Annotated in this window: 24 protein-coding genes; 11 read left to right on the top strand and 13 right to left on the bottom strand. The window is 75.8% G+C overall.

Features of this window, described 5'->3' with window-relative positions:
* The 4 genes from ACIRBX_RS32590 to ACIRBX_RS32575 form a co-directional block, all read right to left on the bottom strand.
* Positions 1-777: a class I SAM-dependent methyltransferase gene (locus ACIRBX_RS32590; RefSeq protein ID WP_402302684.1), complete on the bottom strand. Its 777-nt coding sequence runs from the start codon at positions 775-777 to the stop codon at positions 1-3.
* Between the two features lie 120 nt (positions 778-897).
* Positions 898-1782 (bottom strand): carbohydrate-binding protein, encoded by an 885-nt coding sequence (locus ACIRBX_RS32585; RefSeq protein WP_402302682.1) that lies wholly within the window; start codon positions 1780-1782, stop codon positions 898-900.
* 79 nt (positions 1783-1861) lie between these two features.
* The gene (locus ACIRBX_RS32580) at positions 1862-2812 is read right to left on the bottom strand and encodes an AraC family transcriptional regulator (RefSeq protein ID WP_402302681.1); all 951 of its coding nucleotides are present in this window, start codon (positions 2810-2812) and stop codon (positions 1862-1864) included.
* Positions 2813-2867: 55 nt separating this feature from the next.
* Positions 2868-3437: a HutD family protein gene (locus ACIRBX_RS32575; protein ID WP_402302678.1), complete on the bottom strand. Its 570-nt coding sequence runs from the start codon at positions 3435-3437 to the stop codon at positions 2868-2870.
* Positions 3438-3593: 156 nt separating this feature from the next.
* Here ACIRBX_RS32575 and ACIRBX_RS32570 point away from each other — a divergent pair, with 156 nt between their 5' ends.
* Positions 3594-4445, top strand: coding sequence for an alpha/beta fold hydrolase (locus ACIRBX_RS32570; RefSeq protein WP_402302676.1), 852 nt, complete (start codon positions 3594-3596; stop codon positions 4443-4445).
* Positions 4446-4481: 36 nt separating this feature from the next.
* Positions 4482-5054 (top strand): GNAT family N-acetyltransferase, encoded by a 573-nt coding sequence (locus ACIRBX_RS32565; RefSeq protein WP_402302674.1) that lies wholly within the window; start codon positions 4482-4484, stop codon positions 5052-5054.
* Positions 5055-5769: 715 nt separating this feature from the next.
* On the opposite strand, the gene ACIRBX_RS32560 is transcribed toward ACIRBX_RS32565, so the two are convergent.
* Positions 5770-7005 carry an MFS transporter gene (locus tag ACIRBX_RS32560; protein WP_402302672.1) on the bottom strand — a complete coding sequence of 412 codons (1236 nt, stop codon included), beginning with the start codon at positions 7003-7005 and terminating at the stop codon, positions 5770-5772.
* Between the two features lie 227 nt (positions 7006-7232).
* Here ACIRBX_RS32560 and ACIRBX_RS32555 point away from each other — a divergent pair, with 227 nt between their 5' ends.
* The 5 genes from ACIRBX_RS32555 to ACIRBX_RS32535 all read left to right on the top strand — a co-directional run bounded on the left by ACIRBX_RS32555 (position 7233) and on the right by ACIRBX_RS32535 (position 12698).
* Entirely contained in the window at positions 7233-8477 is a 1245-nt protein-coding gene (locus tag ACIRBX_RS32555; RefSeq protein WP_402302775.1) for an ROK family protein, read from the top strand.
* Between the two features lie 11 nt (positions 8478-8488).
* A complete protein-coding gene (locus tag ACIRBX_RS32550; RefSeq protein WP_402302669.1) occupies positions 8489-8998 on the top strand; it encodes a DUF2199 domain-containing protein in 510 nt (169 codons plus the stop codon).
* Between the two features lie 6 nt (positions 8999-9004).
* Entirely contained in the window at positions 9005-10087 is a 1083-nt protein-coding gene (locus ACIRBX_RS32545; protein ID WP_402302667.1) for a hypothetical protein, read from the top strand.
* A 91-nt stretch (positions 10088-10178) separates the two neighbouring features.
* Entirely contained in the window at positions 10179-11096 is a 918-nt protein-coding gene (locus tag ACIRBX_RS32540; protein WP_402302664.1) for a hypothetical protein, read from the top strand.
* A 159-nt stretch (positions 11097-11255) separates the two neighbouring features.
* The gene (locus tag ACIRBX_RS32535; RefSeq protein WP_402302662.1) at positions 11256-12698 is read left to right on the top strand and encodes an aminotransferase class V-fold PLP-dependent enzyme; all 1443 of its coding nucleotides are present in this window, start codon (positions 11256-11258) and stop codon (positions 12696-12698) included.
* A gap of 52 nt (positions 12699-12750) precedes the next feature.
* On the opposite strand, the gene ACIRBX_RS32530 is transcribed toward ACIRBX_RS32535, so the two are convergent.
* The 4 genes from ACIRBX_RS32530 to ACIRBX_RS32515 form a co-directional block, all read right to left on the bottom strand.
* The gene (locus ACIRBX_RS32530; RefSeq protein WP_402302660.1) at positions 12751-13485 is read right to left on the bottom strand and encodes an SDR family oxidoreductase; all 735 of its coding nucleotides are present in this window, start codon (positions 13483-13485) and stop codon (positions 12751-12753) included.
* Positions 13486-13600: 115 nt separating this feature from the next.
* Complete coding sequence (locus ACIRBX_RS32525; protein WP_402302658.1) at positions 13601-13981, bottom strand: VOC family protein; 381 nt, start codon at positions 13979-13981, stop codon at positions 13601-13603.
* Between the two features lie 67 nt (positions 13982-14048).
* Positions 14049-14828, bottom strand: a complete 780-nt coding sequence (locus ACIRBX_RS32520; protein ID WP_402302656.1) for an NPP1 family protein — start codon at positions 14826-14828, stop codon at positions 14049-14051.
* Positions 14829-14918: 90 nt separating this feature from the next.
* Complete coding sequence (locus ACIRBX_RS32515) at positions 14919-15401, bottom strand: tetratricopeptide repeat protein (protein ID WP_402302654.1); 483 nt, start codon at positions 15399-15401, stop codon at positions 14919-14921.
* Positions 15402-15465: 64 nt separating this feature from the next.
* Between ACIRBX_RS32515 and ACIRBX_RS32510 the strand changes: the two genes are divergently transcribed.
* The gene (locus ACIRBX_RS32510) at positions 15466-15678 is read left to right on the top strand and encodes a hypothetical protein (protein WP_402302653.1); all 213 of its coding nucleotides are present in this window, start codon (positions 15466-15468) and stop codon (positions 15676-15678) included.
* On the opposite strand, the gene ACIRBX_RS32505 is transcribed toward ACIRBX_RS32510, so the two are convergent.
* Positions 15648-16496 (bottom strand): hypothetical protein, encoded by an 849-nt coding sequence (locus ACIRBX_RS32505; protein WP_402302651.1) that lies wholly within the window; start codon positions 16494-16496, stop codon positions 15648-15650. The two genes, ACIRBX_RS32510 and ACIRBX_RS32505, sit on opposite strands and share 31 nt — an antisense overlap.
* A 125-nt stretch (positions 16497-16621) precedes the next feature.
* Positions 16622-16807, bottom strand: a complete 186-nt coding sequence (locus ACIRBX_RS32500; RefSeq protein ID WP_402302648.1) for a hypothetical protein — start codon at positions 16805-16807, stop codon at positions 16622-16624.
* Between the two features lie 425 nt (positions 16808-17232).
* Between ACIRBX_RS32500 and ACIRBX_RS32495 the strand changes: the two genes are divergently transcribed.
* Together ACIRBX_RS32495 and ACIRBX_RS32490 are read left to right on the top strand one after the other, a co-directional pair.
* Positions 17233-18093, top strand: a complete 861-nt coding sequence (locus tag ACIRBX_RS32495) for a PhzF family phenazine biosynthesis protein (protein WP_402302645.1) — start codon at positions 17233-17235, stop codon at positions 18091-18093.
* 265 nt (positions 18094-18358) lie between these two features.
* Positions 18359-19291, top strand: a complete 933-nt coding sequence (locus ACIRBX_RS32490; protein ID WP_402302642.1) for an AEC family transporter — start codon at positions 18359-18361, stop codon at positions 19289-19291.
* A 46-nt stretch (positions 19292-19337) separates the two neighbouring features.
* On the opposite strand, the gene map is transcribed toward ACIRBX_RS32490, so the two are convergent.
* Complete coding sequence (gene map, locus ACIRBX_RS32485; protein ID WP_402302640.1) at positions 19338-20105, bottom strand: type I methionyl aminopeptidase; 768 nt, start codon at positions 20103-20105, stop codon at positions 19338-19340.
* Positions 20106-20176: 71 nt separating this feature from the next.
* Here map and ACIRBX_RS32480 point away from each other — a divergent pair, with 71 nt between their 5' ends.
* The gene (locus tag ACIRBX_RS32480; protein ID WP_402302637.1) at positions 20177-20461 is read left to right on the top strand and encodes a helix-turn-helix domain-containing protein; all 285 of its coding nucleotides are present in this window, start codon (positions 20177-20179) and stop codon (positions 20459-20461) included.
* 126 nt (positions 20462-20587) lie between these two features.
* Here ACIRBX_RS32480 and ACIRBX_RS32475 read toward each other — a convergent pair whose 3' ends face one another.
* Entirely contained in the window at positions 20588-22276 is a 1689-nt protein-coding gene (locus ACIRBX_RS32475) for a helix-turn-helix domain-containing protein (RefSeq protein ID WP_402302635.1), read from the bottom strand.
* Positions 22277-22507: the final 231 nt, after the last annotated feature.

Here is a 22507-nt window from a genome sequence, read left to right as displayed (position 1 = left end):
TCAGGCCGGGCGGCGGGCCTCGATCAGGAAGCGGGCCGAGTGGGCGACGAACGGGCCCTCGGCCTCGATCCGTCCGTGCAGCTCGCGCAGCCGGTCGCGGTACTTCTCCACGGTGAAGCCGGGCACCATCCAGACCACCTTGCGCAGGAAGTACACCACCGCGCCGACGTCCAGGAACTCGATCCGCAGCCGCTCCGGCCGCAGGTCCACCACCTCCAGCCCGGCCGCCCGGGCCGCCTCGGCCTCGTCCTCGGGGTGGCGGGCCCGGTGCACCTCGGCCGGGAGCGGGCCGAGGAAGTACTCGACCAGCTCGAAGACGCTGGCCGGGCCGACGTGCTGGGCCAGGTAGGCGCCGCCGGGGCGGAGCACCCGGTGGATCTCCTCCCACCAGGGCCGGACCGGGTGACGGCTGGTCACCAGGTCGAAGGCGGCGTCCGCGAACGGCAGCGGGGGCTCGTCCTGGTCGGCCACCACGGCGACGCCGAGCGGGTGCAGCCGGGCGGTGGCCTGGGCGACGTTCGGCGGCCAGGACTCGGTGGCGACCATCAGCGGCGGGAACGGCGCGGCCCCGGCCAGCACCTCGCCGCCGCCGGTCTGCAGGTCCAGTGCGGCCCGCACGGCCGGGTCGGAGAGCCTGGCCCGAAGGGTGCGCTGGTAGCCCCAGGACGGGCGCTGCTCGGTGGCCCGGCCGTCCAGCCAGGTGAAGTCCCAACCGTCGACGGACACGGCGCCGGCCTCGGCGACCAGCTCTTCGAAGGTACGTGCGGTGCGTGACATATCAGGATCATCACGTGCGAAACGGACCGGCGGCAAATGGTTTGCCGCCGGTCCGCCCGGGGTCCCCCCTGTACCGGCCCCGGGTTCTGGGGGAGGGAGTGGGGCCGTGAGGGGCCTCGGTCAGGCGCGCTGCCAGAGGGCCGGCACGTTCGGCGGCTCCCAGCCCGGGTACGCGGTGTGGGCTTGGACGCAGCGGTAGTTGACCCCGTTGTAGGTCACCACGTCACCGGCCTTGTAGCTGGTGCCGGCCTTCCAGGTGGTGGTGCCGCCGGTCGGGCTCGGCGACGGCGACGGGCTCGGCGTGCCCGGGCCGGTCGGCGAGGGCGAGGGGTTCGGGGTCTGCGGCACGTTGAGCACGAAGTCGTACGTGCCCTCCTTGGCCGAGCCGACCTGACGGACGTTCATCAGCAGCCGGGCGTCGAAGATGGTGTCGGTGCTGTTGCGCGGCTCGTTCGGGAAGTACAGCTGGGTGGTGAGGATCGGCCGGCCGGGGGCCTGGAGCTTCACGTGGATGTGGCGGGTGCGCCCCGGGTAGAGGCCCGGCACGATCGTGGTGAGGCTGAACGCGCCCTGCGAGTCGGTGAACTGGTGGCCGCGGAAGTTGAAGCCGGTGTTGTCGTAGGCACCGTTCACGTCGGCCTGCCAGAAGTCCAGCAGCACGCCGGAGATCGGCAGGCAGGCCGAGCCGAAGACGTAGCCGCTGACGGTGAGCCGGGTGCCCGGGGTGCTGCTGGTGATCAGCGAGGAGCGCAGCGGGGAGTTGGGCTTGAAGTACGGGCCCTCGGTCTGCGGGATGGTCGGCTCGTCGTCGTCATCGCAGTCCGGGGTGGCCTCCACCGCGACGCCGGTGCCCTGGTGGTCCCGGGCCAGCGCGCGGCCGGTCCCGATCAGGAGCGGCGCGGCGCCGGCCACGGCGACCGCCTTGAGCATGGTCTTGCGGCTGAACCGCCGCTGGCCGAGGTCGGATTCGGTCTCCGGCTGCTCGGGGTCGTGCTTCGGGGTCATGGCGGAGGTACCTCCGGGGTGGGGGCATGACCGCTGTGGGGGCGCGGTCATGACAGCCGACGGGCGGGCAGCTGTGAATTTATGGCCCGTCGGGGAGCGCCGCGATGGACGCTATCCGGGGATCGTGGTGAATTTCTCCGCCGCCCTCACCGTCCGCCCCGCCGCGCTGCGGACCCCAGCCGCCCGGCTCGGCCGCCCGGCCGCGGAACTCCCCGGGGCTCATCCCGGTCTCCCGGCGGAAGAAGCGGCAGAAGTACGCCGGGTCCTCGAAGCCGCTCTCCCGGGCCACCTGGCGCACCGTCAGCGAGGTGCGGGCCAGCAGCAGTTTGGCGGTCATGGTCTGCCGCTGGCGGATCAGCCGCCCCGGAGTGCGGCCGGTGGCCTGCTTCACCAACTCGTGCAGGTGGCCCGGCGAGACCCCCAGCTCACGCGCGCAGTCCGCCACCGAACGGCCCGGCTCGGCGATCAACCGGCCGAAGGCGGCGGCGAGTTCGGCCGCCCGGCCGGGTGCGGTGGCGCCACCGCCGGGGGTGGCGGTGCGGACCGCCCGCAGGGCGCGGACCACCAGGATGTGCAGGAAGGACCGGAGCACCCCGGCGTAGCCGTCCGGCAGGGTGCGGTACTCGCGCTCCAACTCGCCGAACAGCGCTGCCACTTCGCCCCGGGCCGGGCCGAGGTCCAGCCAGGGGCGGGTGGCCAGCGTGCGCAGCGCGGTGACGTCCTCCGGGTGCGAGAGCAGGAAGTCCTCGTCGAACAGCAGGACCTGGCCGGTCAGGCCGTCCGCCTGCTCCCAGTGGTGCAGCTGGCCGGGCGCCACCACGTAGAGCTGCGGCGGGCGCAGCGGCCAGTGCGCCAGATCCACCACGTGGGTGCCGCTGCCACCCGTGACGTGGACGATCTCGTAGAAGGTGTGCCGGTGCGGGAAGTCGGCCCTGGACAGCTCTCCGATGGTGTCGAAGGAACCGAGGGCGAACGGCAGCACCTGCGGCTGGGGCACCTGTAACCGGTGGACGGGGAACTCGACGCTCATCCACCGGAGTCTGCCGCCGTGCGCGGCAGTGGTCCAGACCAGACGGTTTGCCGGATCAGGCGCGCAAGGTGACCACCGCGACCACCCCGTCCACCCGGAGCTGCTCCTCGCCGGCGCCGGTCAGCAGGGCGGCGTCGTAGCGCTCCAGCGAGACCCCGGCCGCGCCGAGCTCGGCGGTGCCGGTGAGGCAGACCAGCAGCACCGAGGCGTCCGGCGGCACCGTCAGGTCCCGCTGGAAGTCGGCGATCTCCACCTCGGCTGAGGCCTTCCCCCGACGGGTCATCACGTTGAAGTCCACCACCGGGCCTTCCAGCAGCCGGCAGTCGGTGGCCGCCTCGCCGGAGAAGGCGAACGGCCGGTACGGTTCGGCCAACCGGTGCTCGGCGCCGTCCACGGTGAGCGCCATCCCGGCCCCCTCGACCACCGTGATCACCCGGTCCACCCGCTCGAAGCGGGAGAACGGGCCGCCCTGCGCGACATCGGCCAGGCTGACCCGCCAGTGGAAGTCCGCCAGCCCCGATCCGTCCGGGAAGCCGGCCACCTCGCGGGTGATGCCACCGCCGTTCAGCCAGGGCGAGGCAGCGCGCCGTGCGGCCGGGAGCAGCCGGACCTGAACCGTCGTCATCTTCTCGCCTCACTGCCGTCGGTGCTGGTGGCGGCGGTGCCGGGCCGGAGACCGGGACCGCCGGTCCCAGGGTAAGCGCTGCTCTCCTCAGGGCTCCGGCCGCGCGGCAGAGTCTCTCCCGTCAGCGATCACCGCACCACCTGAGGAGCCGTCACCATGCCCGTCGTCCCCGTCACCGACGCCCTGGTCCACTACGACGTCACCGGTACCGCCCCCGGCGTCCCGCTGCTCTTGGTGCACGGCACCGGCTCGGCCGGAGCCGCCGTCACCTGGGGCCGGACCGCTCCGCTGTTCGCCGCCACCCGCACCGTGCTCACCCCCGACCTGTCCGGGACCGACCGCACCACCGACGCGGGCGGCCCGCTCACCGTGGAGGGCCTGGCCGCCCAGGTGATCGCGGTCATCGAGCACGCCGGGCGCGGCCCGGTCGACCTGCTGGGCTTCTCGATGGGCGCCCCGGTCTCGGCGGCCGTCGCCGCACTGCGGCCGGACCTGGTCAACCGGCTGGTCCTGGTGGCCGGTTGGGCCCACACCGAGAGCGACGAGTACCTGCGGAACCTGTTCACTGTCTGGCGGACCGTGGGCCGGCTGGTCCCGGACTCGGACGCCTTCGGCCGCCACGTCACGATGACCGGCTTCAGCCGGGGCTTCCTGAACGGGATCGGCCGCGAGCAGGTCGAGCAGCTGGTGCCGAACATGCCGCCCACCCCCGGCACCCTGCGCCACGTCGAGCTCGACCTGACCGTCGACGTCCGTGCCCTGCTGCCCCGGATCACCGCCCCGGTGCTGGTCGTCGGCGGCACCCAGGACGCCACCGTCCCGGTCGGGCACAGCCGGGCACTGGCCGGTGCCCTGCCGGCCGCCGAGCGCGTCGAGTACGCGGAGCTGGACGCCGGGCACGTGCTGTTCTTCGAGCGCGAGGCGGAGTTCGTGGCACTGGTGGAGGCCTTCCTGCCGGTGGCCGTGGCGAATTCGGGGGCGGGCGGGGCGCTCGCTGCGGCAGCATGACGCCCGTTCGGATTCCTGCGGCGAGAGGTGGCGGCGGTGGCGGTGGTCTTCGAGACGGACCGGTTGGTGGTGCGGCAGTGGGGCGAGCGGGACGGTGACCTGGCCCGGGCCCTCGACACCTACTCCCGCTGGGAGGTGGCACGGTGGCTCGGCAGCACGCCCCGGGCCTGGGAGGGGCCCGCCGACGCGGAGGCGTTCCTCGAACGCTGCCGGGCCCGGTCGGCGGACCCCCGGTACGGGGTGTGGGCGGTCGAGCGCCGGGACACCGGGGTGGTGGCCGGCTCGGTCCTGCTGGTGCCGCTGCCGCTGCCGCTGCCGCTGCCGGTCGGGGAGGGTGACGGCGACGGGAGCGGTGGCGGGGAGGTCGAGGTGGGCTGGCACTTCCACCCCGACAGCTGGGGCCACGGCTTCGCCACGGAGGCCGCCCGGGGCGCGCTGGCGAAGGGCTTCGGGGAGGGCCTGCGGGAGATCCACGCGGTGGTGTACCCGGGCAACGAACCCTCGATGGCGGTCTGCCGCCGTCTCGGGATGACCGGCCTCGGCCGTACCTCGCGGTGGTACGGCGTGGAGCTGGAGGCGTTCCGGATCGGACGCCCCGACGGGGAGTGACCTGACGGTGGGCCGGCTCCGACCGGTGCTTCTCGCTGCGGCGTGGTGGCGGGGCGGGGAGGCCCCGGCAGGCCGTCCGCGCCGCCGCTCGGCCGCCCCTGATGACTCGTCGGGTCTGGCCGGGAGGTGTCGGGCGGGTCCGGGGACGGGTCGCGCCGCACGCAGGTTCCCTGGCGGTCCGTCGGCTCCGGCCCGGGTTGGCTCCGTGCCGGTGGCGGGCCCGGAGCCGCGCGATCGGCAGGGCCGGGGAACGGTGGTCCCGCCAGCCCGCCAGCCCGCCAGCCCGCCAGCCCGCCAGCCCGCCAGCCCGCCAGCCCGCCAGCCCGCCAGCCCGCCCATCCGGCCGTCCGGCCGTCCGGCCCGGGTGTGATCGACGGGCCGTCCGTGCTACCGCCCCCGGGTGCCGCTGCCCAGCCGCTCCTGTTGACTCGTCGGGCTCGGCCGGGAGGTGTCGGGCGGGTCCGGGGGATCGGCGGGTCCGAGGAACGGTGGTCCCGTCGGGTTGTCCGTCCCCTCCGCTCGTTCGGCCCGGGGGTGATCGTCGGGTTTCGCGGGGTGGCGTCGTTCGGGGCCGGGAGCGGGTCGTGCCGTCGAGCTCCGGAGCCGCCGCACGCAGGTTCCCTGACGGTCCGTCGGCCCCAGCCCCGGCTCCGGGCGATCGGCAGGGCCGAGGGGCGGTGGCGCCGTCCCTCGGCCCGGTGTGACCGACGGGCCGTCAGGCCGTGCGGCGGGGGCGGGTGGCCAGGGCCAGGACGCCGGCCAGGGCCGCGGCTGCGGCGACGGTGGTGAGGGCGACCGGGAGCGAGGTGGCGTCGGCCAGGAAGCCGATCACCGGCGGGCCGACCAGCATGCCCGCGTAGCCGAGGGTGGAGGCGGTGGCCACCCCCTGCGGGCCGCCGATCGCGCCGGCCCGGGCGATGGCGAGCGGGAAGACGTTCGCCAGTCCGAGGCCGACCAGCACGAAGCCGGCCAGTGCGACCGCCAGGGTCGGGGCGAAGGCCGCGACCAGCATGCCCAGGCAGGCGGTCAGGCCGCCGGCCAGCACCACCCGGGTCTGGCCGAGCCGGACGGCGAGCCAGGTGCCGCCGAGCCGCCCGGCGGTCATCGCGAAGGCGAAGGCCGCGTAGCCGGTGGCCGCCGCGCCCGCACCGACCTTGACGTCGTCGGTGAGGTGCAGGGTGGCCCAGTCCGCGAGCGCGCCCTCGCCGTAGGCGGTGAACAGCGCGGTGAGGCCGAGCAGGACGACCAGCAGCCGGGCGTGCCGGGCCGGGTGGGCGCCGGGGGTGGCTCCGGGCACGGAGCCCTCGGCCTCACCCGGGCGGACCGCCGCCTGCGGGGCGCGCAGCAGAACCGCCCCGGCTACCGCCGTGACCAGCAGGCCGAGCACCCCGCCGAGGGCGAGCGCCCAGGCGGCCGACAGGGCCCCGGAGAGCAGCCCGCCGGCTGCCGCACCGAGGAGGCCGCCGAGGCTGTAGCCCGCGTGGAAGCTCGGCATGACGGGGCGTCGGAGCTCGCTGACCAGCTCGACGGCGGCGCTGTTCATCGCGACGTTGGCCGCGCCGTAGCCGGCCCCGAAGAGCAGCAGCACACCGGCGAGGACGGAGACCGAGGCGGTGTGCGCGGGCAGCATCACGGCCAGGCTGAGCAGGGCCAGTGAGCCGACCGTCACCCGGCGGCTGCCGTACCGCAGGCAGAGCCGCCCGACCAGCGCCATGGTGGCCACCGCTCCGGCGGAGATGGCGAGCAGGGCCAGACCGAGCGCGCTGTGCGAGGCGCCGACCTGGGCCCGGACGTCCGGGATGCGGACCACCCAGGAGGCGAACAGGAAGCCGTCCACGGCGAAGAACGCGGTGAGGGCGGTACGGGCGGCGGGCCAGGAGGAGCTGCGGGCAGGGCCGGCCGGGTGATCGAGGGCGGAAGAGTGGGCGCGTATTTTGTTTACCAGCGGCACAAAAGCACAATAGACGAGTGCCGCACACGCCATCAAGCCCGAACCCGCCTGCCTCCCCGGACCGTCCCCCGGTCGACCGCCTGACGGAGCACCAGCCGGATCACCTGACGGACCGTCCGGAGGGTCGCTCGGCGGACCGCTCGGCGGACCGGCCGGCCGGTCACGGCGCCGGCCGGCCGGTGGCCCGTCCCGCGGAGCGTCGGACTCCTGCCTCGCCGGCCGCCGCCCTGGCCCGCTCCGCCGCCGACGGCCCCACCGCGCCGGGCCGCCGACCGGCCCCCGACCGGGGCCGCACCCTGCTCGGCCCGGCGCTGGCGCTGGTGCACACCGGGCGGGCACCGACCCGCTCGGCGCTGACCGGCTCGCTGGAGGTGACCCGGGCCACCGCCGGGGCGGTCAGCGCGGAGCTGGAGGCCCTCGGGCTGATCACCGTCGACTCCAGCCCGGCCGGGGGCGGCCGGGGCCGCCCCTCGCACCGGCTGTCGATCGACCCGGCCGGCCCGGTGGTGACGACGGCTCAGCTGCACGCGGACGGGATCAGCGTCGCGCTGGCCGGGCTCGGCGGGCAGTTGGAGCCGCCGGTGCACCTGCCGCTGCCCGCCGCCACCGACCCGGTGCGGCTGCTGCGCGCGGTGGCCGAGGCCGGTGCGGCGCTGGCCCGGGCCTCCGCCCGGCGCTGCCTGGGCGCGGCCCTCGCCCTGCCCAATCCCGTCACCGAACCCGACGGCACCGCGCTCGCCGCACTCCACTTCGCCTGGCCCAGCGGCACCCCGGTGGCCGATCTGTACGCCGAGGAGATCCGCAAGGCCGACCACGGGCCGCGCGCGCTGAGCCCGCTGCCCAGCTCGGTCGCGAACGACGCCAACCTCGCCGCCCTCGCCGAGCACCGGCACGGCGCCGGGCGCGGCGCCCGGCACGTGCTGCTGGTGACCTCCGGCCACCGAGGGGTCGGCGGGGCCCTGGTGATCGACGGCCGGCTGCACACCGGCAGTGCCGGACTCGCCCTGGAGGTCGGTCATCTGACGGTCGATCCGCAGGGCCGCCGGTGCATCTGCGGAAACCGGGGCTGCCTCAACTCCGAGACCGACCCCGAGGCCCTGTACGCCGCCGCCGGCCGCACCCCCGACCCGGACCGCCCGCTGCTCGCCCAGGCCCGCGGGCTGGCCGCCGACCCGGCCGCCCGGCCCGCCGTGCACCACGTGGTGGACCGGCTCGGCCTCGGCCTGGCCGGGCTGGTGAACATCCTGAACCCCGACCGCATCGTGCTCAGCGGCCTGCACCTGGACCTGCTCGCCGCCGCCCCCGAGCGGCTCGCCTCGGTGGTCGCCGAGCGCTGCCTCTGGGGCCGCAGCGGCCGGGTGCCGATCGTCCCCGCCGAGGTCACCCACGCCGGGCTGGTCGGCGCCGCCGAGCTGGCCTGGGAGCCGTACCTGCACGACCCCCAGTCAGTGCTGCCGGTCGGTGGTGCGTAAGCTCACCGCTCATGCCCCCCGGTCAGCACACCCACGACTGCGCCTGCTGCGGCGAGCGCCACGACGGCCCGCCGATGGCCTACGCCCCCGCCTCCCCTCCGCCCGGCTGGAAGCGCCGGTACGCGGTGCGGCGGGACAGCTTCCTGACCGGCGAGCAGTGCGTGATCAAGGACGAGCACTTCTACGTGCGCGGCGTGCTCCGGCTGCCGGTGCTCGACGCCGAGGAGGACTTCGACTGGGGCGTCTGGGTCTCCCTCAGCCGGGCGAGCTTCGACCGGATGTACGACCGCTGGGACGATCCGGCCCGGGTCGAGGAGCCGCCGTACTTCGGCTGGCTCTGCACCGAACTGCCGTACGCCGAGCCGACCCTGCTGCTGAAGAGCCACGTGCTCACCCAGCCCGTCGGCACCCGCCCGCTGATCGAGCTGGAGCCGACCGGCCACCCGCTGGCGGTCGAGCAGCGCGAGGGCATCACCATGGCCCGGGTCCGCGCGTTCGCCGACCTGCTTGTGCAGGGGTAGCGGCCGGTGCCCGCGGAGGAGGTCGGGGAGCCCTGGGCCGCGCTGTTCGCGCCGGCCCCGCCGGTCGGGCTGGTGCGCGTCTGGCTGGAGTCGCTCGGCTTCAACCGGGGTGCCCCGGCGGAGGTGCTGCTGGCGCTGTTCGACGTCGACCGTGCGGGCTTCCTCCACCGGGCCGATCTCCCGCCCGGCGTCATGGACGCGGCGGCGGTCCACCCGTCCAAGCAGGTCTGGGGACGGGCCGTGGACAGCTGGCGGCTCACCCCCGCGCAGTGGCAGCTGGCGATCGAGGCCAGGACGAGCCCCGCGCACCGTGCCCTGGTGGCGGAGCTGGCGGCCGACCATGCGCCCCGGCACCTTCGGACCCCGGCCCCGGACCCGGCTCCGGCGCCGGAGCGGATCGCCGAGCTCTGCGAGGCGGTCCCGGACATCACGCCGGAGCACGTCACCTACGAGCTGGACTGGGTCCGCGCCCTGCATCACGATCCGGACGCCATGCGGCAGTTGGCCGCCTCGCCGAAGGCGTGGATCCGCCGCAGCGTGGCCCGCGCGCCGCACCTGCCCGAGGACGTGCTGCGGGTGCTGGCCGAGGACGAGGACCGGGTGGTGCACCTGTTCCTCAGCGAGTCCTGCGAGGACACCCCCGCCGAGGTGCTGCTGGGCGTCTGGACCTGGTGGAGCGGGAGCCTCTCGCATCCGGGCCGCCCGCGTAGCCACCCGAACTTCCCCCGGGACGGCCTGCTGCGGTTCGCCGATCACGCCGAGCCCCGGATGCGGCTGCTCGCCCTGGACGACCCGGCCGCCCCCGCCGCCCTGGCGGAGCGCTTCGCCGACGACCCCAGCCCGCTGGTGCGCCTCCGGGCGGCCGAGGACCCCCGGCTGGTGGCCGGGACGGCGGCCCGGCTGCTGGCGGACGGGGACGCGTCGGTGCGGGCGCTGGCCCGGCGGCACCCGGCGCTGCCCGTCGGGACCCTGGTGGGCCTGCTGCTGGACCCGGAGACGGCCGGCGACGCGGTCCAGAACCGGGCGGTCCCGGTGGACGTCATGCTCCGTATGGTGGCGTGCGAACGACGGCCCTCCGCACGCGGCTGACCGTACGGCCGAACGGAGTTGACGGAGTGTCAGCGCACCTGTCGGCCGCCGACGGGTAACCTCGCGGGGCCGGACCGGACGAGAGGGGATCATGAGCGGGTTCGAGGGCGCACCGACCGACGCACGACTGCGGGAGGTGCTGGGCCGGGCGGGACGGGTCGAGATCATCGAGGCACCGCCGGGGGAGGCGGACGATCCGGGACACCTGCGGACGGTGCTGACCGGTGCCGGGATCGCTGAGCTGGGCGGTCTGCTCGCCGTGGCCGACGGCGGGACGGGCGACCGCTGCCGCTGCCAGGGCTGGCCGACCGTCCGGGTGCACGACGAGGCCGGCGAGCTGATCGCGGAGCTGGTCCTGCACCACCAGCGGAGTCTGCGGGGCCTCGGTGACACGGACGCCGCGCTGCTGGACGGCCCGGCGCTGAGCGCCTGGCTGGCCGGGCGCGGTCTGACCGGCTCCCGCGAAGTGGAGCGGGCACGTGAGGCAGGGGACGCGGAGGACGAGCGACGCATCCGGCGCTGGCTGGCCGCCGCCCCGCCGGGGCTGGCGGAGGCGGCCGTCGACGTGGCCAGGCCGCCGGGCGCGAGCGGATCGGACTGGTCGGCGGGTCTGTCGGAGGCCCGGGAGCGGCTGCGGGCGCTGACCCGGGAGCGGTACCCGGCCCCAGCCGAGCGGATCCCGCTGCTGCTGGCCTGGGCCGGGGCGCCGGCCCGGGAGGCCACCGGCGGCCTGCGGTGGTTCGACATCGCGGTCGAGGACCAGTTGCTGGCGGAGGACCCGGCGCTGGTGCTGGCCGCCCTCGCGGACCGGCCGACTCCGGCCCAACTGGACGGTGCCAGCGAGCTGTTCGCGAACCTGGAGTGGAGCAAGGCCAACGGCACCGGGCTGCCCGGGCCGGTGCACCGCCACCTCGCCGCCCACATCGAGGCCGACGGCACCGACACCATGCGCTGGCGGCTGGCCAACGACGTCTACGGCGAGCCGCAGCCGGAGCACTCCGGCAGCTGATCCGAAGTACCGCCCCGGCGGCGGAGGTTGGGCCCGCCGGGCTCCTGGAGTGGCAGGGGCCCGGCAACGGCCGGAGGATGGCAGCACACCAGCCAGGTGACCCGGAGGCCCGGCCCACGGCGGCGCTCCGGGGCGCGGCAGCGGCGGCAGGGAGTGGCCATGGCCGGCTCCGACGGGGACCCGAGGTCCCCCGGCACGGGGGGCGCCGTCCTGCGGGGGCGGGACTTCGCGGCGCTCCGGGCGGAGGAGTTCCCCTACCTGGAGGCCTCCGGGCAGGCCTACCTCGACTACACCGGCGCCGCGCTGCCACCGCTCTCCCTGGTGCGCGGCCACGCCGAGCGGCTGGCCTCGGCGGTGTACGGGAACCCGCACTCGGCCAGCCCCGCCTCCGGGCTCTCCACCCGGCTCGCCGAGCAGGCCCGCCGGGCGGTGCTGGACTTCTGCGGGGCACCGGCCGACGACTACGTGGTGGTCTTCACCCCGAACGCGACCGGCGCGCTGCGGCTGGTCGCCGAGGCGTACCCGTTCGGCCCGGAGCGCGGCCTGCTGATGCTCGGCGACGACCACAACTCGGTGCTGGGCATCCGCCGTTACGCCCGCCCGGCCGGGGCGCCGGTCACCGTGGTCGCCCCCGGGCCGCAGCTGCGCACCGGCACCGCCGACCTGCTGGACGCCCTGGCGGAGGCCGAGCGGCTGGGCGGGCCCGGGCTGTTCGCCTTCCCCGCGCAGTCCAACGCGACCGGGGTGCGGCACCCGCTGGAGTGGGTGCCGGTGGCGCAGGCCCGGGGGTGGCGGGTGCTGCTGGACGCGGCGGCCTACCTGCCGACCGGGCCGCTGGACCTGGCGGCCGTGCCGGCCGACTTCACGGCGCTCTCCTGGTACAAGATCACCGGATACCCGAGCGGCGTCGGCTGTCTGATCGCCCGTCGGGAGGCGCTCGGCGGGCTGCGCCGGCCGTGGTTCGCCGGGGGCACGGTGCTCGCCTCCTCCTCGCACACCGACTGGCACCTGCCCGCCCCCGCCCCCGAGCGCTTGGAGGACGGCACCCTGGCCTTCCTCTCGCTCCCCGACGTCACCGCCGCCGCCCGCTGGCACACCGCCCTCGGCTACCCCGCCCTGCGCCACCACACCGGTCGGCTGACCACCCGCCTGCTGGACGGCCTGGCCGGGCTGCGCCACCCCGACGGCAGCCCCGGCGTCCGGCTGGTCGGGCCCGCCGACACCGAGGCCCGGGGCCCGACCGTCACCTTTCACCTGCTCCGACCCGACGGCCGCCCGCTGGACGAGCGGCTCTGCCAGCGGGCCGCCTCGGCCGCCGGGATCAGCATCCGCACCGGCTGCTTCTGCAACCCCGGGGTGGCCGAGCAGGAGAACGGCCTGACGCCGGAGGTGGTCCGCACCGCCCTGGCCGGAGCCGGTCCGGCCGGGCTCGCCGACGTGGACGACTACCTGCGGCTGCTCCCGCTCCGGGCCCAGGGCGCCGTCCGGGCCTCGGTCGGCGCCGCCACCGGGGCGGCGGACGTGGACCGGCTGCTGACGGTCTGCCAGGATCTGCTGCGTCGTCAGCCGCCGGACCCGGTCGACCGCCGCTCGGGCTGCTGAGCGCCCCGGCCCGGCCGACCGCCGCTCGGGGTGCTGAGCGCCTCCGGCCCGGTCAGCCCTGCTGGCCGGTGGCGGCGAGCACGACCTCCCGCACCGTCACCTGCTGCGGCTGCCCGTACGCGTACGCGACCGCCCCGGCGACCGCCTCCGGGTCCAGGGCGCCGCCGGCCGACTCCTTCCAGACCTGGTAGTCCTGCTTGATCCGCTCGTCGGTGGTGTGCGAGAGCAGTTCGGTCTCCACCGCGCCGGGGGCGATCACCACCACCCGCACCCCGGCCGGGGCGACCTCCTCGCGGAGGTTCTCCGACATCGCGTGCACGGCGAACTTGGTGCCCACGTAGGCGGTGTGGTTCGGGAAGGTCTTGCGGCCGGCGACGGAGCTGATGTTGACGATCGTGCCCCGGCCGCGGGCCAGCATGCCGGGCAGCACGGCGTGGATCCCGTACAGCACGCCCTTGACGTTGAGGTCGACCATCCGCTCCCACTCGTCCGGGTCCTGGTCGGCGATCCGGCCCAGCAGCATCGCCCCGGCGTTGTTCACGATCGCGTCGGCCGGGCCGTGCACCTGCTCGGCCTCCCGGACGGCGTCCGCCACCGCCTGACGGTCCGTGACGTCCACCTTGCGGCAGAGCGCCTGCGGCAGGCCGAGCGCCTCCAGCCGCTCCAGCCGGCGGGCCAGCAGCAGGAGGGGGTGGCCCAGGGCGGACATCCGGCGGGCGGTGGCGGCGCCGATGCCGGAGCTGGCGCCGGTGATCACGATCAGGGGCTTGGCGGTGCGGTCGCTCACGGTGCTGCTGCCTCTCGGTGGGAGCGGTGGGGGGCGGTGGTCCGCCGCGCTCCCAGCAGACCACCGCCCCCACCGGCCCGCCACGGCAGCGGCGCGGGCGCCCGGGGGCCGTCTCCTACCGGTCCTGCGGGTACCAGCGCAGTTCGACGGTGTTGCCGTCCGGGTCCTTCAGGTAGACCGACTGGGCGTCACCCCGGGCCCCGTAGCGGCCGGCCGGCCCCTCGATCACGTCGAGCGCGCCGGAGCCGATCACCTCCTGCCAGTCCAGGGGATCGACCACCAGGCAGAAGTGGTCGACGTTGGACGCCTCCCGCGGCCGGGCGAACAGGTCGATGATGGTCCCCTCCGAGACCCGCACCGACGGGAACGGCACCTTCCCGGCCCGCCACTCCTCCACCCGCACCGGCTCCAGCCCGAGCGTTCCGGTGTAGAACGCCAGCGAGCGCTCCACGTCCCCGACGTTCAGCACCAGGTGGTCGAAACCCTTCACGCGCATGAGAACCCCCGTCCCGTGGTGGGGCCCCGTTGTCGACGCCCCGTCAAAGGATCCTAACCGGGCCGGCTCAGGCCCACGGATCGAAGGCGATGCCGGCCGGCCTGGACGCGTTCAGCAGGGCGCGGAAGCGGTCGTCCCGGTCGGTGGTCTTGATGGTGGCGGACCCGAAGTCGGCGTTGTTCAGCCGGTCGCGCAGGGCGGTGCTCGGCCAGCCGTTCCAGTCCACGATCGGGGGTTGGCGCCAGGAGTGGTAGTGGTTCTCCGGCGGCTCGTCGTTGGCGTTCGCGAGGCGGAACAGGTGGGTCAGGGCCGGCAGCCCGTCCTTGTGGTAGACCACCTTGGGGTGGGTGCCGTCGAAACGGACGGCGGAGCGCGGGTAGGTGGTCTGGCCGCTGTGCTGGGTGACCGTCAGGTACTCCACCCGGTCGGACGCCTGGTCGACCCAGGAGATCACGTGCTCCCAGTCGTGGCGGTGACCGCAGCAACCGCTCACCGTCTGGTCCTTCTCGAAGTAGCTGGCGTAGACGATCGCGTACCAGCCGTTGTTGCACTTCGAGCGGGCGTAGGTCTGCGAGCGGTCCAGGTCCGACTGGTCGTGGCAGCTGCCGTTCACCGCACCGCTGGTCTTGAGGCCGGGATTGAGCGTCCCGTCCGGGGCGATGGCCGCGACGGCGTAGCAGCCGTCGGTGTCGTAGTCGTACGCGGGGGAGAACGAGGCCTCGTGACCACCCGCGCGCTGGGGGAGGTTGGGGAGGGAGTCGGCCCGCGCGGCGGTTGCCGGGAGCCCCAGGACGAGGAGGGCGGCGCCGAGCAGGGTGCCGGTGCGCCGGGCGGTGCGGTGGGCCATGCGGTGCTCCTCTTGTCGTGGACACTGTCGGAGGAGCCTAGGGGTCGATCGCGCCCGGGAGGTGAAGTCCGGCGGACGGACCGGCGAATCTCAGCCGGTGGTGCCGGCGCGGCGGAGGGCGGCCTCGGTGGAGGCCACCAGGGCGGGGTCGCCGAGGTGCTGACGGAGGGTCAGGGCCTCGGCCAGGGCGGCCCGGGCCTCCGGGAGGCGGCCCTGGTCGGTGCGGTGCTTGCCGAGGTGCTGGAGGCAGTAGTGGGTCAGCTCGGGGTGGTCGGCGCGGGCCAGCCGGAGGGCCTCCAGGTAGTGCGGCTCGGCCGCGGCGAGGTCGCCCGCGTAGCGGTGGGCGTCGCCGAGGTTGATCCGGACGGCCACCCGGCCGGTGCCCTCGGCGTGGGCCAGGGCGCGTTCGAGGGTGGTGAGCGCCTCCGGGAGGCGGCCGAGGGCCAGCAGGCCGACCCCGGCCTTCCGCAACTCCCGTGTGCCGCCGAGCCGCTCGGCCACGTACCGCTCCAGCGCGGGGCGGTCGGCGGGCACCATCCGTCCGGCGGCGTCCAGGGTGATCAGGTGGTCCATGGCGGGATTCTGACAGTCCGGGGGCGCCTGCGGGCGGGCGACGGCGGTGGTCGATGATGGGCCGATGATCTACCGGGTGAACATGGTGCTGGCGGTCTTCGGGGTGGTCTTCGGGAGCCTGCTGATGACGGGTGCCCTGCTGGGGCAGCGGGCCGGGTACTCCTGGAAGTGGACGGCCCTGGCCGGGGGAGTGCTGGCCCTGACGGTGCTGGAGCTGGTGATGCAGCTGCGGCAGTGGCGCAGGCGTCAGCGGGCCGGGGGCGGGGCGAAGGCGTAGCTGCGGGGGCGGGCGCAGGCCTGGCAGGGGCCGGTGATCCGGAGTTCGGTGCGGGTCCGGGCGAGCTGCCAGTGACAGCGCAGGTCGCCGCAGGCGCACGGGCGGTGGGCCACGTCGGCCAGCGCGTCGAGGGCGGTGGCCGGGGTGGGTTCGGGCCGGGGAGCGGACCGGGCCACCGCGCTGTCGGGGAGGCCGTGGCCGCGGCGGGTCCAGGGCGGCGAGTAGGAGGTGATCCGCCCCTGCCCGGCGCAGTCGACGCAGCGGCCGGGGCCGGCCTGGCCGGCCCAGCACTGGCAGCGGCCGTAGCCGAAGCTGCCGGGGGAGTGGCTGCGGCCGGTGCCCTCGCAGATCAGGCAGATGCCCCAGCCCTGGCAGTCCGGACAGAGCACGCCCGGGCCGGTGCTCAGGGTGTAGAGGGGCTGGCGCAGGCCCTCCCGGCCCGGGACGAAGACCACGGGGGTGTGGCCGCCCAGGGTGAGCACCCCGACGCCCCGGCCCTGATGGGCCGTCAGCTCCAGTCCCGCCCGCTTCGCGGTCGCCCAACCGGTGCCCCCGGTGGGACCGCTCCAACGGTGCGCCGTCCAGCGGGCCTCGGTGAGCGCCTCCGTCACCCGGTCGAACCCGCTCTCCGCCGGTCCGCGTTCGACGCCGACCAGGGCGAGGTACCGGTACCCGACCGGTTCGCCGTGCAGCTCCAGGGCATCGGCCCACTCCCGGACCAGCACCGGCTGCCGGTCACCGGCCAGTGCGGCGGCGACGGCGAGCAGGGCGGCCCGCAGCAGCGCGGCGGACGGTGCGGCGGACGGTTCGGCGGTCATCGCGGTACCCCCGGTCGACGGTCGCGCGGCCCTCGCGCGCGCCGGGGCGATCCTGCCAGCGATGGCGCAACCGTGGAACACCGCCTGCCGGCTCAGTCCCGGTTCAGGCCCGGCTCAGTCCCGGTTCAGGCCCGGCGCAGGACGCGGCGGCGCGGGGCGAAGCGGAACCGGCGCTCGGCACGGGGCAGGGCGGCCAGCCGGTCGGCCTCGTGGCCGGGCACCCGGGCCGGTGCACCCGCACCGGTGTCGCGCTCGGCGCCCCCGGTGTAGAGGTCGGTGAGGGCGGCGGCGAGCAGGGTCAGGTCGCTCATGGCGGGTCCCCTTCCAGAGGGCGGGATCGAGTGGCTCCAGCCTGACGCGCCGTCATGACGGGGGCTTTGCGGGCAGGTCTCCGGCGGGTGCCGGATGTCCGCCGTCCGGTTACGCGGGGGTGACCCGGGCCGGAGCGGCGGCCGGGGCGGAGACGGGGGCGGGACGGAGGCGGTCGCCGCGGGCGGGTCGGTGCGGCCTCGATTCCCGATTCCGGAGGCCGGCGTCGGCCGGCAGTGGCGACCGGTGGGGCGAGGGCGTGGCGCTCCCGGCGTCCGGGGCCGGGTCCGGGACGGGAGCGGTGGTGCACGAAGGACTCCCGGTGCCCGGCTGACCAGGCATCATGTCCGCCGCCCGGCGGCACGGTTGTGACCTCCGTCCCGGTCCGGACGGGAACAGGAGTGCGGCGGCGGGCGTTCGGACGGGCATGACTGACACCGCACCCGAGATCCTGCGCTACAGCGCCTTCACCACCGACCCCGCCGGAGGCAATCCGGCCGGTGTGGTGCTGGACGCCACCGGGTTGTCCGACGCCGACCAACTGGCGATCGCGGCCCGGCTGGGGTACTCGGAGACCGCCTTCCTGCTCCCCGCCGAGGGGGAGCGGACCTACCGCGTCCGGTACTTCAGCCCGCTGCTGGAGGTCCCGTTCTGCGGCCACGCCACCGTGGCGACGGCGGTCGCCCTGGCCGAGCGGATCGGTCCCGGTGAGCTGCTGCTGCACACCGGGGCCGGCGAGGTGCCGGTCTCGGTGACGGAGGGCCCGGACGGGCTGGTGGCCACCCTGACCAGCGTCGAGCCGCACGTGCTGGCGGTGGACGACGCGGAGGTGGACGAGGCGCTCGGGCTGCTCGGCTGGAGCCGGGACGACCTGGACGGGGCGCTGCCGCCGAGGATCGCCTACGCCGGGGCGCGGCACCTGGTGCTGGCGGTGACCGGCCGGGAGCGGCTGGCCGCGCTGGACTACGACTTCGACGGCCTGGCCCGGTACATGACGGAGCGTGAGCTGGTCACCCTCCAGCTGGTGTGGCGCGAGTCCAAGACCGTCTTCCACGTCCGTGACCCGTTCCCGGTCGGCGGCGTGGTGGAGGACCCGGCCACCGGGGCTGCCGCCGCCGCGTTCGGCGCCTACCTGCGGGAGATCGGCGAGGCGGCCCCGGACGCCGAGTTGACGCTCCACCAGGGCGATGACCTCGGCCGCCCCGGTCTGCTCCGGGTCGCCTTCGGCCCGGACGACCGGCGGGTCCGGGTCACCGGCGCCGCGGTGCGGATCCCGGACGCCGAGTAGCGGCTGCCGCGGTCTCCCGGCTGGGGCCGCACGGTGGTCGTCGGGCCCGTGCTTTCCGGAGCCCCTGCCCGTTCCGCCCGCGCGCTCCTGCTGCCCGCGTTCCGCTGTCCGCCTGTGGGCGGAGGCGCGGGCGGCCGAGCGCTCGGGCGGAACGGGCCACCGGAGTTCGCAGGCCCCGCTGGTCGGGTGCGGACGGGTGTTTGGTTGACTGCCGGGCAGCGGGGGTGCCGCCCCGCCCGTCCTGACCCCGACCAGCGAGGCCGCCGTGCTGTTCTCCGCGTTCGTGCCGATCTGGGTCCTCACCGGCACCGGCTACCTGGTCGCCCGGCGCGGGCTGCTCGGGCCGCACGCGGAGACGGTGCTCGGACGGTTCGTCTTCCACGTGGCGATGCCCGCCGCGCTCTTCCCGATGATCGCCCGCACCCCGCTGGACCGCTTCGCCAACACCTCGGTGCTGGCCTTCGCCGCCGGGACGGCCCTGGCGATGGGCGCCGGCGCGCTGCTGGCGGTCCTGGTCTTCGGCCGTGGCCGGGGCGGCGGCGCGGTGGCCGGGATGGCCGCCGGGTACGTCAACTCCGCCAACCTGGGCATCCCGGTGGCGATGCAGGTGCTCGGCGACGCGACCTTCGTGGCTCCGGTGGTGCTGCTCCAGGTGCTGGTGGTGACGCCGGTGGTGCTGATGCTGCTGGACGCCGAGAGCGGCACGGCGGTGCGCCCCGGCCGCCGGCTGCTCGACCTGCTCGCCCTCCCGCTGCGCAACCCCGTCCTGCTGGCGGCCGCCCTGGGTGCGGCGGCCTCCGCCCTGCACTGGCGGCTGCCCGCCGAACTTGTCCGCAGCTGCGAGCTGCTGGGCGGTGCGGGCGTCCCGACCGCGCTGGTCGTCCTCGGTCTCTCGCTGCACGGCCGGCCCCCGGCGGAGGGCCGCACTCCGCCGGCCGAACTCACCGCGCTGGTCACCCTCAAGACCGTCCTCCAACCGCTGGCCGCCTACGCGGTGGGGCACTGGGTGCTCCACCTCCCGGCCGGTCAGCTCCGTACGGTGGCGCTGTTCTCGGCCCTGCCGACGGCGCAGAACGCCTACACCTACGCCCGTGAGTACGGGATCGGGAAGGTGCTGGCCAGGGATGCGGTGCTCTGGTCGACGCTGGTGTCGATGGCCACCCTCTCGGTGCTGGGGTGGCTGCTGCCGGCAGCGTGAGGAAACCCGGCGCCCCCTGCCGCCGCTCCCACCGGCTGACGGCTGCTCAGGGCAGGGTGAGGATGCGCGGGCCGTCCTCGGTGACGGCGACGGTGTGCTCGATGTGGGCGGCCCGGGTGCCGTCGGTGGTGCGCAGGGTCCAGCCGTCGGGGTCGGTGCGGTACTCGTCCCGGCCGCCGGCCATCAGCATCGGCTCGATGGCCAGCACCAGGCCGGGCCGCAGCGGCAGGCCCCGGCCGGGGCGGCCCCGGTTGGGCAGGTGCGGGTCCTCGTGCATCCGGCGGCCGATGCCGTGGCCGCCGAAGTCGGCGGGCATGCCGTAGCCGCCCTCCCGGGCGACGGTGCCGATGGCGTGCGAGACGTCGCCGAGGCGGTGGCCGACGGTGGCGGCGGCGATGCCGGCCTCCAGGGCGCGGCGGGTGGCCTCGATCAGGGCGAGGTCGGCGGGGCGCGGGGTGCCGACGGTGAAGCTGACGGCGGCGTCGCCGTTCCAGCCGTCGAGCTCGGCGCCGCAGTCGATGGAGACCAGATCGCCGTCCCGGAGCCGGTAGGTGGTCGGGATGCCGTGCACCACCGCGTCGTTGACGGAGGCGCAGATCACCGCCGGGAAGGCGGTCGGGGCGAAGGCCGGGCGGTAGCCCAGGAACGGGGAGCGGGCGCCGGCCGCGTCGAGCACCGCGCGGGCCGCCTGGTCGAGCTCCAGCAGGCTGACGCCGGGGGCGGCGGCGGCCTGCACGGCGGCCAGCGCGTTCGCGACCACCCGGCCGGCCTCGCGCATCAGCTCCAGCGCTGCGTCGGTCTTGATCTCTACCATGCGGACATGCCTCTCCCAAGGACGGTGGGCCGACTGGACCCAATACTTATACCGGTATTAGTATCACGGTCATGGTGAGAGTCCCCTTGAGTCCGCAGGAGCGGGCCCGCGGCGAGCGGTTCGGAGTCCTGCTCCGGGAGGCCCGCGGCGAGCGCAGCATGGTCGAGGTCGCGGCGGCGGCCGGGGTGTCGGCGGAGACGCTGCGCAAGATCGAGACCGGCCGGGCGCCGACCCCGGCGTTCTTCACGATCGCGGCCCTGGCGTACGCGCTCGGCGTCTCGCTGGACGCGTTGGCCGGGGCCTGCGCGGAGGACGCGGAGGCCGGGGCGGGCGGTGGCGAGGCGCTGACGGCCTGACGGCGCGGGCGGCTCGGTCGGGCTGCCGTTCGGTCGTCCTCGGGGGGCGTCGCCCTGCGGGTCCGGCCGGGCGTCGGCGAGCCCCTCGCACAGAGGCCGGGTCGGCCCGGCCTGCGGTGAGTCCGGTCAGCCCGCGAGTTCGGCCAGGCGGCGGGCGGTGTCGGCCAGTTCGGGCCGGTCGGCGAGCCGCTCGCGCAGGCCGCGCAGCTCATGGCCGACCAGGGCGGGCAGGCCGGGGTGGCCGGCGTCGGCCGGGCCGGCTGCCTCCAGGGTCGGGGCGAGCAGCGAGACGGCGGTCTGCGGATCGTGCGCGCAGTAGTGGCAGTCGGCGATCCGGACGGTGAACAGCAGCCGGGTGGAGGGGAGTTGGGCGGTGCCCAGCAGATCCAGGGCGTGCTGGGCGGCGTCCACCGCGCGCAGCGCCAGCAGGGGATCCTGGACGGCCGCCGCGACGTCCCGCAGGGCGGCGGCGGCGCCGGACTCCACCCGCAGCTGCATGGAGGCGATCGAGAGCCAGGGTGCGTCGGTCTCGTCGTGCGCACCGATGTGGTCCAGGTGCAGCCGGGCCCGGCCGATGTGCCGGACGGTGGCCCGGACGTCGCCGGCCAGCGCGAACGCCCGGGCCTGGCCGACCTGGCCCATCGCGGCGGCCCAGTGCTTCCCGGGGGCGGCCCGGGTGATCTCCCGGGCGTAGCCCAGTGCGGTGGCGGCGTCGCCGTCGAGCCGGGCCAGGGTGCTCATGTCGCTCAGCGCGGCCACCTGGGTGGCCGGGTCACCGGCCAGCTCGGACCAGGTCAGCGCCCGGTCGAAGCAGGCCATCGCGGTCGCGTAGCGGCCGTGCTGCATCCGCATCGCACCGGCCGCGTGGGCGTACTCGGCGGCCAGCCGGATCAGCGGGCGGCGGCGGCCGGCCGGGGTGACGGCGAGGCGGTCCAGCACCGCGCGCAGGGTGCGCTCCACGGCGATGGCCACCTCGGGCCGGGCGGCGCGTTCGCCGGCCTTGAGGTGGGCGGCCAGCAGTCCGGCCAAGGCGTGCGCGGTGTCCGGGTCGAGACCGGTCCGGCCGGCCGGGTCGGCGCAGAACTCGGCGTGCAGGGCCGAGAGTTGCGGCTCGGCGGGGACGGTGCAGCCGACGGCGCCGTGCAGCGGGCAGAGCAGCCCGTAGTCCGGCAGCCGGGCGGGGGCCGGACCGGTGGGGAAGGGGAAGGAGAGCGCGCCGCTGCCGGGCGGGCCGTCGGCGGGGTCGATCGGGCCCGGGCCGCCGCGCGCCGCACCACCGGGGCCCGGCTCCCCGGGTGCCGTGTCGCCGGGCACTGAGCTCCTCGCGCCTGAACGGCCGTACCGAGGGCGTGAGTTGGAAGCCACCGTGCCCCCGGATCGGCGCCCGGGGGTGGTCGCCCCGAGTGCCTCGCGCGGTAGCGGCGGCCGGACCAGCCCCGGGGGCAGCCCCGGCCCGGGCTGCTCGCTCTCCTCGGCCCGGCCGCAGGCGGCGGCCAACTCGCCTCCTGATCGCAGGAGTTCGTCCAGCTGCTGGGCCAGCCGGGCACTCGCCCGGCGGGTGCCGTGCTCCAGCCGGCTGATCGCGGTGTGGTCGTAGCCGATGGCGGCGGCCAGCTGGGCCTGGGTCAGCCCGGCCTGCCGGCGCCAGTGTCGGAGCCGGCCGCCGAAGGACTGCCAGGCTCCGGCGGCGGACACGGCGCTCGGTGCGTCGGTGGGGAGCGGGTGAGCAGGGGACGGGTCGGGGGAGGGCGCGTCGGCACCCGGCTCTGACGGAGCGTCAGGGAGCCTGGTGGCGGCGGCTCGACTGCGTTCCACTGGCAGTTCTCCCCCCGGGTCCGTGCGCGTGTCGAGGAGGACGGTACTCCTCCGCAGCCCGCCGCGTACATCAGATGGTCTCAACCTCTTCAGGGAAGTGGTCTCGACCTCTTGATCCCGCCAGAGGTCGAGACCTCTGGCCGGAACGCGCAGCTTGACAGAGTTTGCCAACCGCACGGGGCGCCGTCCGCAACCGTTGACCGCGTTCTGGCGACGTGTGAGTGTTCCGGC

The sequence above is a fragment of the Kitasatospora sp. NPDC096147 genome (assembly GCF_044763225.1).
Classification (GTDB): domain Bacteria; phylum Actinomycetota; class Actinomycetes; order Streptomycetales; family Streptomycetaceae; genus Kitasatospora.
The sequence above is the reverse complement of the archived record's forward strand: the minus strand, read 5'-3'. Positions and strand labels throughout refer to the sequence as shown.